This is a genomic window from Anaerococcus sp. HMSC075B03, from assembly GCF_001815585.1.
Lineage (GTDB): Bacteria > Bacillota > Clostridia > Tissierellales > Peptoniphilaceae > Anaerococcus > Anaerococcus vaginalis.
Window position 1 is genome coordinate 53525 of sequence record NZ_KV821186.1, and the last position, 11840, is coordinate 65364.

Annotated in this window: 9 protein-coding genes; 6 read left to right on the top strand and 3 right to left on the bottom strand. The window is 29.1% G+C overall.

The window, feature by feature from the left end; all coding sequences use genetic code 11:
- Positions 1–37 precede the first annotated feature (37 nt).
- The 3 genes from HMPREF3045_RS05235 to HMPREF3045_RS09085 are packed head-to-tail and all read right to left on the bottom strand — an operon-like array spanning position 38 to position 1737.
- Positions 38–1015, bottom strand: coding sequence for a sensor histidine kinase (locus HMPREF3045_RS05235; RefSeq protein ID WP_070737612.1), 978 nt, complete (start codon positions 1013–1015; stop codon positions 38–40).
- Positions 1008–1667, bottom strand: coding sequence for a response regulator transcription factor (locus tag HMPREF3045_RS05240; RefSeq protein WP_070737614.1), 660 nt, complete (start codon positions 1665–1667; stop codon positions 1008–1010). The genes HMPREF3045_RS05235 and HMPREF3045_RS05240 overlap by 8 nt, the downstream gene beginning before the upstream one ends.
- Positions 1648–1737, bottom strand: coding sequence for a helix-turn-helix domain-containing protein (locus HMPREF3045_RS09085; RefSeq protein ID WP_143269978.1), 90 nt, complete (start codon positions 1735–1737; stop codon positions 1648–1650). Before HMPREF3045_RS09085 ends, HMPREF3045_RS05240 begins: the two co-directional genes overlap by 20 nt.
- A 243-nt stretch (positions 1738–1980) precedes the next feature.
- On the opposite strand from HMPREF3045_RS09085, the gene HMPREF3045_RS09315 reads away from it, so the two are divergent.
- From HMPREF3045_RS09315 to HMPREF3045_RS05265, 6 genes are all read left to right on the top strand, one after another.
- Positions 1981–2121, top strand: coding sequence for a hypothetical protein (locus HMPREF3045_RS09315; RefSeq protein WP_180363007.1), 141 nt, complete (start codon positions 1981–1983; stop codon positions 2119–2121).
- 234 nt (positions 2122–2355) lie between these two features.
- Positions 2356–3357 (top strand): signal peptide peptidase SppA, encoded by a 1002-nt coding sequence (gene sppA, locus HMPREF3045_RS05245; RefSeq protein ID WP_070737617.1) that lies wholly within the window; start codon positions 2356–2358, stop codon positions 3355–3357.
- A gap of 8 nt (positions 3358–3365) precedes the next feature.
- Positions 3366–3860, top strand: a complete 495-nt coding sequence (locus HMPREF3045_RS05250) for an RDD family protein (protein ID WP_070737620.1) — start codon at positions 3366–3368, stop codon at positions 3858–3860.
- Positions 3861–4109: 249 nt separating this feature from the next.
- Entirely contained in the window at positions 4110–6638 is a 2529-nt protein-coding gene (locus HMPREF3045_RS05255; protein ID WP_070737623.1) for a ribonucleoside-diphosphate reductase subunit alpha, read from the top strand.
- 506 nt (positions 6639–7144) lie between these two features.
- Positions 7145–8203, top strand: a complete 1059-nt coding sequence (locus tag HMPREF3045_RS05260; RefSeq protein WP_019118830.1) for a ribonucleotide-diphosphate reductase subunit beta — start codon at positions 7145–7147, stop codon at positions 8201–8203.
- 896 nt (positions 8204–9099) lie between these two features.
- Positions 9100–11840: FMN-binding protein (locus HMPREF3045_RS05265; RefSeq protein WP_143269977.1), on the top strand; the 2741-nt coding region annotated here is incomplete at its 3' end.

Here is an 11840-nt window from a genome sequence, read left to right on the forward strand (position 1 = left end):
AAAAAACTGTGTCTTATTTTAGACACAGTCTTAAAATTTAATTATAAAATCTTAGTTCAAAGGCATTTGATTTTTTCCCCTTATGATATAAAAGCTCACCATTTTGTCTTTCCATTACTGATTTTGCCATTGGAAGTCCAATACCATAGCCTTTTGAATTTGGATCCGCCTTATAAAAACGCCTAAAAACTTTTTCTAACATTTGTTTATCTAAACCTTTAGAAAAATCTTCCACAAAAATACTCTTATATAAATTCGTTTCTTTTAAGTGAATTTCAATATGTCTATCTTTTGTTGCTTCTAGACCATTTTTCATCACATTAAATAATGCTTCATAAGTCCATTTCTTATCACATAAGATATCAAAATCTTCTCCATAAAGAGGAATTTCAATATTATCTTTTATAAAATAATCTTTTAGCTTTTGCATGATATATTCAATTAATTCTTGAGCAGATATTCTGTCTTTTGCCATTTCTATTGTACCTGAATCAAGAGCTGCAAGCTTTAATAAAATGTCAGATAAGTTGTGGAGTCTAAGCAAATTATCTCTAAGTCTTTCTATATATTCTTCGGAAAACTTGTCATTTTCGTCTTCTAATAGGTCTAACAATAATAGTGATCCCGTCAACGGAGTTTTTATTTGATGAGCAATGTCTTCAGTATATTCTCTTAAAGTTTCCTTATTTTTCTCTGCATTTTCAGCTATTCTCTTATTTTCTATAATAATTTTAATAATCTCATCTCTGAGTTTGCCGAATTCATCGTCTATAATTTCGTAATTATCTGAGTCTATATCAAGTGAATGTAGTAATTTAAATATATTATTAATCTTATCCTCAAGAACTTTTTCTTTTTTCTTTTCAATTTTTGAAATAGCTATAAACAGAATTATATTTATAAGTAAAAAACCTATAAGAGTTAGAATATCAAATCTTGGATTGAGATAAATTACAAACAAAGACAATATCAAATTTAAAATTAAGACAAGTAAAATATTTTTGTTTTTATTCATTGTCCCACCTATATCCTATTCCTCTAAGAGTTTTTATATGGCTACCATAATCTCCAAGTTTAGATCTGAGTCTTTTTATGGTGACAGTTAGGGTATTGTCATTTACTTCATAAAAATCATAACCCCAAACATAATCTAAAATTCGCTCTCTTAGTAGATTTATATTTTGATTTTCTAAAAGCATTTCCAATATAGTAAACTCTTTTAAGTTAAGGTCTAAATCTTTTCCATCTAGCAAAGCTTGCTTTGAAATTAGATCTAAAGATAAATTTTCAAAAGTCAGTTCGTCAACCTTCTTTATTTTTCTGCTAAATACATTATCTATTCTCGCCTTTAGGACAGGGAGAGAAAAAGGTTTTGTAATATAATCATCTGCTCCTTGAGAAAGACCTTTTATTACATACTCATCTTCGTCTTTTACAGTAAGCATTATTACAGGAAGGTCAGAAAATCCCCTCAGCCACTTTAAAAAATTAAAGCCTGATCCATCTGGAAGATTGGCATCAAGTAGAATTAAATTAAAATTATTAAAATTAAGATTTTCTGTCAGAGAAAGATTGTTATAAATAATAGTTTCAATATTATGTTTGTTTAAGTAAGTTTTAACAGCAAAGGCAATTGTGCTGTCATCTTCAATCATTAGTATTTTCAATTCTATACTCCAATATTTCGGATATATCACATTTAAAATACTTACAAATTCTAGCAAGTATTTCTGTAATATTATACCGCGTTCTAAAACTTAATCTTTACATATTTCTTAAGACAGATTTATTTTCGTATTTTTATAATTAATAGAATTAAATCTTCTAAATAACTAATCAATACTATTGCTTTTGTCATAGGTCTAGTAGAGGGAGAAATTTTCTTACAGGTTTAAAAATTGCCGAATTTCTTTGCCTGTTATTTAGGTATAGATAACATGTTTTTCAAAATAACTAGAAAATTTAAACTAGATTTTACTTATGCTAGTAGAGGGTAAAAATATTATTCAAAATATTTCTATCTGTCCTAAGGAATATGAGGGGATGTTTTTTATTAGAGAAATTAGAAAGGTTACAGCATTTGCAAAAGAACACGAGGAAGAATTTGTAGATAAGTTTTAAAAACATACAAAAAAATGGACTTTTACCTTTTGATTTTTGGTAAAAATCCTTTATGTAAATAGTCTCAATTAAGAGACTATACAAAAACAATTTCTCTTAGTGTCAACGATAATTGTCTTGCCTTTTCATTGTACTCAATTGTTAAAAAAAATCAAAACTTATTTTCTTATCCTTGATTCTTTAAATTTAGAATAATATAGTGTTATTATAAAATATAAAATTAAAGGAGTTAATATGAAAAAAAACAATGGCAAAAGATGGATAGCTGTGGCTATTGCTCTACTTTTGTTTGTAGCATCTTCTATTGTATCAAATAGGAGCGATAAAATATCTGAAAAACAGGCAGATAAATTGAAAAATGAATATTTAAATCAATTTAATCCTTTTTCAGCTACTGCAAATAAAAATATTGTAGAAGATGGGGATAAGAAAAATAAAATTGCTCTTATTTCTTATGAGGGAGCAATCGGAGATGGAGAAGTTTATGATTCTTTTATGGAGCAACTTGATGATATATACAAGGATGATTCTGTTAAGGGCGTAATTATGCAAGTAAATTCTCCAGGTGGAGCTGTTTATAATTCTGAACAAATTGCAAATAAGATAAAAGAAATTCAAACTGACAAAAAAATCCCTGTATTTACAGTTATGAAGACAATGGCTGCAAGTGGTGGATATTATATTTCTGCCCCAACTGATAAAATTTATGCTTCAAATGAAACCTTAACTGGTTCTATTGGTGTAATTATGTCATCAAGATCTTTCCAAGGTTTATTTGAAAAATATGGAATTAAAGAACAAAATATCACAACAGGCAAGATGAAAGATGCAGGCTCTCTTGGAAAAGATATGACTGATGAGCAAAAAAAATATTTCCAAGACCTTATAAATTCGTCATTTGATAGGTTTATAAAAATTGTATCTCAAGGTAGATCTATGAAAGAAGATCAAGTTAGAAAACTTGCAGACGGCAGGGTTTATGATGGTGCTCAAGCTAAAAACAATGGTCTTGTAGATAAAATTGGAAATCTTGATGATGCAATTGAAGATATGAAAAAAGATTATAAATTAAATAATCCAGAAGTTTTTGAATATGAAGGAAGTGATTATTCATTAAAAAAATTATTTTCAAAAGCTCAAAATTTAGTAGAAAAAAATTCTTCATCTGATCTTAGTGTTTTGAAAGAATTAATGGAAAAAGAATCTCCACTACCAATGTATTATTATGGGAAATAGGTGAAATTATGGAAAATATGGAAACAATAGAAAACAACTCTTTGAATTCACAAAAGACAATCTCCATACCTCAATTTGCCTATGCTGGTTTTTTCCTAAGACTTGTGGCTTTTACAATAGACTCTATAGTTGCCTATTCTTTTTCAAATATTATTATGAAAATTTTTCAAATAAAAACGGATTTAACAATTATGAATATAGAAATAAATCCGTTGATTGAAACAGGAATTTGTTTGTTATATTTTTTCATCTTAACTTATTTGAACAACGGCCAAACTTTAGGAAAAATGGCGATGGGAATTAGGGTTATTTCTTTAAATGATGAAAAACTTAGTTTTTTTGATTGTTTGGTAAGAGAAGTTTTCGCAAGATATATTCAAAATTTTATAAAAATTTTGTACCTAATTATAGGATTTAGCCCAAACAAACAATCTTTGGCAGATATGTTAGTTGATACGGTTGTTATAAAAGATGATGTGGTAGATTATCTTTTTGAAAATTAAATAAAGATTTTAAGATATATTTTGAATTTCAAGATATATCTTTTTTTGTGGGAAATTTTAAATTTAAATTATTTAATAATTATAATTAGAAATTATTTATTTTGTAAGTATTTTTAAATTTTCAAAAATTATAAGTACTTTATACTTTTTAAAATTCCTATCTTGTGATATGATTGTTAGGTAGAAATTTCGGAATTACCACTATATATAGTGGATTAAATATAAAAATAACAATATTTAGGGGTGGATATGGAAGTTAAAAAAAGAGATGGTCAAGTTGTTGACTTTGAAAGGGAGAAGATTAATCGTGCAATCTTTAAATCTTTTAGGTCTGTTGATTCTGTTATTAGCGATGAAAATTTGGATAGAATTTCTCTTAATATAGAAAAAACAATCAAGGAAAGATACCCAAAAGACCATGTAGTTACTGTTGAAGAAATTCAAGATTTGGTTGAGCTTGAGCTTATTGAAAATAATTACTATAAGGAAGTTAAATCCTACATTCTTTATAGGGCAAAACACAATATGGACAGGAAAGTCCTAACCGATTTTGAAGCTTTTATTGATGATGAATATACTCTTTCTATAATCAAAGATATTAATGATGAGTATGACAATCAAAGATATCCAATCGAGTCTTTGTATTTAAAATTTGAATCCTTTACCAAGAAAAATATGACTAAGGAAGCCTTGTTAAACGCCCTTATCAAGGCTGCAAGTGAGCTTACAAGTAAGGAAGCTCCTGATTGGGAATTTATTGCTGCAAGGTTTATGATTCATTTGATTAATTTAAAAATTAGCCTTAGCGAAGAAAAATATGGAATTGTTGATTTTAGGTCAAAAGTTCAATACCTAACATCAGCCGGTCTTTATGGAAAATATATTTTAGAATCCTACACAAATAAGGACTTGGAAGAATTGGGAGCATATTTAAAAGAAGATAGGAATAAATTATTTACTTATTCAGGTCTTGATTTAGTTGCAAAAAGATATTTGATTAAAACATTTGAGGGCGAATATATCGAAAGCGTTCAAGAAATGTTTATGGGAATTTCTATGCATCTTGCCATTGGAGAGAAAGATCAAGTTTCTTTTGCCAAAAAATTATATGATATTTTGTCACAATTAAAGGCAACTATGGCAACTCCAACAATGACTAATGCGAGAAAGCCATTTAACCAACTTTCTTCATGTTTCATAGACACAGTTCCAGATACCTTAAAAGGAATCTACCGTTCAATCACAAACTTCGCCCAAGTTTCAAAACACGGTGGTGGAATGGGACTTTATTTTGGAAAAGTTAGGGCCCAAGGCTCTGATATTAGAGGAATTAGAAATGTGGCAGGTGGAGTTATAAGATGGATAAAACTTGCAAATGATACTGCAGTTGCCGTTGACCAACTTGGAGTTAGACAAGGGGCAGTTGCTTGTTATTTGGATATTTGGCATAAGGATATACCAGAATTTTTATCCCTAAGAACAAATAATGGCGATGATAGGATGAAGGCCCACGATATTTTCCCAGCAGTTTGTGTTCCAGATTTATTCTGGAAAGAATGTAGGGATAATATTGGTGGCGATTGGTATATGTTTGATCCTCACGAAGTTTTGGTAAAATATGGCAAATCAATCGAAGATACCTACGGGGAAGAATTTGAAGAATTTTATCATAAGCTTGTAAATGACAAGGAAATTTCAAAAAGAGTAATTGCCATAAAAGATTTGATTAGACTTTTGATAAAATCATGGACAGAAACAGGAACACCTTTTGTTTTCAACAGAGATGCAGTAAACAGGGCAAATCCAAACAAGCACAAGGGAATTATCTATTCCTCAAATCTTTGCACAGAAATTGCCCAAAATATGAGCCCATCAGAGACAGTCAGCGAAGAGATTAAAACTGTTGATGGGGAAACAGTAATTGTAAATACAACCAAGCCTGGAGATTTTGTAGAATGTAATTTAGCAAGTCTTACACTTGGAAATATTGATGTAAATGACAAAGAAGAATTAGAAGAAGTTGTTTCAACAATCGTTAGAGCTTTGGATAATGTAATAGATTTAAATTATTACCCAACTCCTTATGCAAAAGTAACCAACAAAAAATACAGGGCAATAGGACTTGGAACAAGCGGCTACCACCACATGTTGGTAAAAAATGATATAAAATGGTCAGAAGAAGATGCCCATCTTGATTTTGTGGACAAGGTTTATGAAGATATAAACTATTATGCAATCAAGGCATCAAATGAAATCGCCAAGGAAAAAGGATCATATTCTTGTTTTGAGGGAAGTGATTGGGATAATGGAGATTATTTCACACAAAGAGGATATGAAAGCGAAAGATGGGAAAAATTAAAAGATCAAGTTCACAAAAATGGACTTAGAAATGGATATTTATTGGCAGTAGCTCCAACAGGATCAACCTCAATAATTTCGGGAACATCTGCAGGAGTTGACCCAATAATGAACAAATATTTCCTAGAAGAAAAAAAGGGAGCAATAGTACCAAGAGTTGCTCCAGGACTAAATACAAAAACTTTCTGGCTTTACGAAAATGCCTACAATATTGATCAAAATATTTCAATGAGAGCATGCGGAATAAGACAAAGACACATCGATCAAGCTCAATCAGTAAATGTTTATATAACAACAGAATACACAATGAGACAGATTTTAAATATTTACCTAACAGCATGGGAAGCAGGAGTAAAATCCCTATATTATGTAAGAGGAAAATCACTTGAAGTAGAAGATTGTGATTCATGTGCGTCATAAATTTATTATAAAACTAATATAAAATTAATCACTTCGGATTTGGGGGAAGAAAGGGGGAGTTTCGATTCTCCCCTTTTACCACGCTAACTTACTTTTTAAAATTAAAAAAATCTTAAATCAAAATTCAATTTAAAATTAAAACTACGAATAAAGTCCGCGGTATAATTATTGAAATTGTACCACTGGCACAATTTCAAGCTAATTATATCCCCAAGCCCCTACTTTATTAACCCCCTGCAACCGACCGCTGCGCGGGCTGATTTTGTAAGAAGCTTTGCTTCTTTCAATTATTATTTAAGATTTTATAGGAAAAATTGGGTAAATAAGAATTAGGAATGATTTTAGTTAAAATTAAGCTTTTAACCATCTCGACTAAAGGAAATGTTAGTGAAGAGCATGGATAGATCTCTTGATATTTGTAAAAGAGAAAATTAAATTTCCTGTAATTTTAATGGTTAAAGCTTTTATTTTTAAGAGCTTATTTTTTATTTTAATAAGGAGTAAACATGGAAAAAAAATATAAGGAAGAAGTTTCTAAAAGAGGAATTTTTAATGAAGATGGGGATATTGATCTTTCTAAAAGAAGGATTATAAATGGAAATACAACCAATCTTAATGATTTTAACAATGTAAAATATACATGGACAAGTGATTGGTATCGTCAAGCTATGAATAACTTTTGGATTCCTGAAGAAATCAATTTAAATCAAGATATAAAAGATTATAGAAATTTATCTAAGGCTGAAAAAAAGGCCTATGATAGGATTTTGTCATTTTTGACCTATCTTGATTCAATTCAAACTGCAAATTTACCAAATCTTCAAACCTATATAACAGCAAATGAGATAAATCTTTGCCTTGCTATTCAAACCTACCAAGAGGCAATCCACTCCCAATCTTATTCCTATATACTTGATACAATTTGCTCTCCTGATGAGAGAACAAGAATTTTGTATTTGTGGAAAGAAGATGACCATCTTTTAAAAAGAAATAAATTTATCGGCGACCAATACAATGAATTTATAAAAGATGATAGTGAATTTAATTTGATGAGAGTTTTGATTGCAAATTATATACTTGAAGGAATTTATTTCTATTCAGGCTTTTCATTTTTCTATAACCTTGGAAGAAATGGTAAAATGCCAGGAACTGTCCAAGAAATTAGATATATTAATAGGGATGAAAATACTCACTTGTGGCTTTTTAGGTCAATGATAAATGATTTGAAAGAAGAAAGACCAGATTTATTTACTGACGAATTAAAAGAATTCTACTTATCACTATTAAAAGAAGGAGTAGAACAAGAAATCGCCTGGGGAAAATATGCAATTGGAGATGAAATCCAAGGATTAAATTCACAAATGATTGAAGATTATATAAAATATTTGGGAAATTTAAGGGCAAAGGGCCTTGGTCTTGGAACAATTTATGAAGGGTATGAAGACGAACCTCAATCAATGAAATGGGTAAGCGAATATTCAGATCCAAACCAAGTAAAAACAGATTTCTTTGAAGGAAAAGTTTCTGCTTATTCTAAATCTTCAGTTATTGAGGATGACTTATAAAATAAATTTTATAAACTGTTGTAGAATAGATATTTCTATTTTACAGCAGTTTTTTATTTGCAAAAAATCTAAGAAAATTAGACTTTTGCCTTATAAAAATTTTTTGTAAAAATAGAAGATATTTAAAAATAATCCAAAGTTTCAATTAATTTAAAGGAAATGGTGTTTGATTTGAAATCTTTGAAATTTTTTACATGAATTTAATATATTATACTTAGCCTTATTTAATTTATAGTAAAAATATTTTAAAGACTTGGATTTTGTTGGTTTTTTTAGTTTTTTTAAAAATTTTTATATTTAACAAAAAAATAAATTGAAATATTGTGTTTTTTTCTACAATTTTGTATAATGGAACAGATAGTGATTATCACTATTAGAACTAACGGGTTTTTAAATAAAAAAACTTGTAAGAATTTATAAATTTTTAGAAAGGGGGAAAAGTGAAAAAATAAAAATTGATATTGAAAAAATATAGCTAGATTATAAAGCGAATAAAGTAATCATATAAAGGTTTTAATTATAAAAATTTATAAGGATTTAGATTTGTATTTATTCGGCAAATTATTTGATTAGATAAAAATATTATGAAAAACTTTACTAAGAATATCAAATAAAAATTAGTTATTTTAAAAAATACTATAAAAATGAGAAAAGCAAAGTTATTTTTACCAATATCAAGACTTATAAACCGAATATTTTAGATAGAAAATAAAATTGATTTAAAAATTTTAAAAAATATCTAAAAATTCATCCTTGCAAAATAGATTATTTAATTTATTTGCAATTTGGAGTTTATACTCCACAACTCAATAATTTTTTAAGATTTTTATGTAAATGAAAATCAAAAAGGTTTAGGTTACCTTTAATAACCTAAATATATTTTGTAAAGAGGAAAGATGAAAAATACATTTTTAAAGAAAGTATTGACCTTTATTATTGTAGGATTAGCGTCTATGGCTATGATAAAATCGTCTATGTTTGTCTTAGAAAAAAATAAGCTTGCGGCTGAAAAAAAAGACAAAATAGTAAGCGATAGCGCTCGTCTTGCAACAGATTTAAAAGATGGTCAATACGAAGCAAGTTCTGAAGGTTATGGTGGTTTGTTGACTGTTAGAATAACTGTTAAAAATGGAAAATTAACAGACATCAAGATTTTATCCCATAATGAAACTGAGGAATATTTTAAAAAGGCTTCAGCGATAATAAAAGAAATTTTAAGAACAGGAAAAGTAGATGTAGATTCTGTTACAGGAGCAACCATATCATCAAACGCCATAAAAGATGCTGTTTTAAAAGCTCTCCAAAAAGCAGGTTCTAAAGAAAAAATAAAAGAAAAAGCTAAAAAAGAAGATAAAAAACCAGTAGAAGGTTTAAAAGATGGAGAATATTTTGGTAGCGCAAATGGATATGGTGGAAATTTAACCGTAAAAGTAATCATAAAAAATGGAAAAATAAGTACAATTGACGTTGTTTCACAAAATGAAACACCAGAATATTTTAATAGAGCTTATGCTGTAATAAATAAAATTTTAAGTAGTGGAAGTGTAAATGTAGATTCAGTAACAGGAGCTACAGTATCATCAAATGCTATAAAAATGGCAGTAGCTGATGCCCTTCACAAAGCCGGCTCTAAGGAAAATGCAAAAGTTCAAGCTGTAAATAAAGCATCAAGCAATAATAAAAGAGCAAATGCAAAAGGCACAGTAGCAATTGGAAATAAAGACCTTAAAGATGGAGTTTACACAGGCTCAGGTCAAGGATTTAATGGGCCAATAAGAGTTAGAGTAACAATATCAAAAGGCTCAATAACAAAGGTAGAAATACTTTCACACAGCGATGACAATCCATATTTTGGTAGAGCAAGAGCAGTTATATCAAAAATTTTAGGAAAAGCTGACAAAAGTGTTGATACAGTTTCTGGTGCAACATATTCAAGTAGAGGAATACTTGATGCAGTAAGAAATGCTCTATCAAAAGCGGGTGGAAGCAAAAATGCTGATAATAAAAATAAAAAACCATCAAATACAAATCAAGCAAAAAAACCAAATAAAAAACCAGAAAAACCAAGTAAAGATAATAAGATTTACAAACAATACAAAGATGGTGTATACGAAGGAGTAGCAGAAGGCTTTAATGGTCCAATAAAAGTAAAAGTAACCATAGCAAAAGGTTCAATAACAAAAGTAGAAATCCTTTCACACAAAGAAGACGATCCTTATTTTAGCAAATCAAAAGGAGTAATCTCAAAAATGCTTGGTAAGCCTGGCAAAAACGTGGATACAGTATCAGGAGCAACATTCTCAAGCAAAGGAATAATAGATGCTATAAATAATGCAGTATCAAAAGCTGGAGTTGAAAATAGTCCATCAAAACCTGACAAAAAGCCAGATAAAAAACCAGAAGAAGATAAGAAACCAGAAAAACCAAGCGAAGAAAAAATAGACGAAGCCCTTAAAAAATATTATAACGATCAACCATTAAAAGACGGCGAATATACAGGATGGGGCATTGGATATATTAATACAAGAAAAATTAGAACATATATAAAAGTCGAAAATGGAGAAATTTCTGAAATAAGAGTAGGAGAAAATTCAGAATACGGCGATGATATGGGACCATTTAGACAAAAAGCAGAAAAAGTTTTATCCTTTATCAAAGGAAAAGAAGCAAGACTAAATCTTGCAAAAATGGGATTATACAGAGAGTATTTTGAAACAATAAGAAAAAGTAGTAACCCAAAAGCAAAAGCATTAGAACTTTTTGGTGCAGAATATGCAAAAAATCTTAACGGATATAGAAATGATAATTCAGAATCAGATTTAACGCTGATTTCAAGAACAGTTAAAGCTTATATGTCCAAAAAATATAAGTCAAAAGAATTATTTGATAGCGTTACAGGTGCGACAGTTAGTGCTAGTGGAATATCATCAGCAGCGAGAGAGGCGACAAAAAAATCATCAAATGATTACATTACAAATTCAGATGTAAAAGAAATCACAATAACAGCTCCAAAAAATAAAAACATAGAAGTAAACAAAGGCGATGGAGTTGATTTTACAGAAATGAAAGTAAACTTAATCAAAAAAGATGGAAGTCAAAAAGAAGTAGAATGGAAAGATTTCAAAGAAAATGGAATTAGCATTACAGACGAAAATGGCAAAATAATAGAAAACGGAAGCGACTTAAAAAATTATGCTGACAAAAAAATTATAAAAGCAAAAGTAATGCACCAAAAATCACTATCCTATGATGACTTTAGAATTTTAATCGGAAAATATAGTAAAGATTATATAATCGGATTAGAATACAGCGCAGATGGAAATAAGTGGTACAAAGTCGATAAAGTTGAAATGGATTACGTAGATAAAAGAAATATTTCCGACCATCAAGTTATCGATGCACCAACATCATTTGAATTTGAAAAAGTAAAACTTAGAGCAGTATCAAAAAATGGTAATCGTTATGAGTACACAGGCGATAAATTGCCAGTAAATAGACAAGTTAAATATACATTGCTCAAAGAAGAAAATCCAAATACACCAAAGACAATATATGTAAACTTCCAATTATCAGGAGAAGAATCCGATAAAAATTTAGTAGAAGAAAAAGAAAAAGAAGAAAAGCCAAAACCACAAGA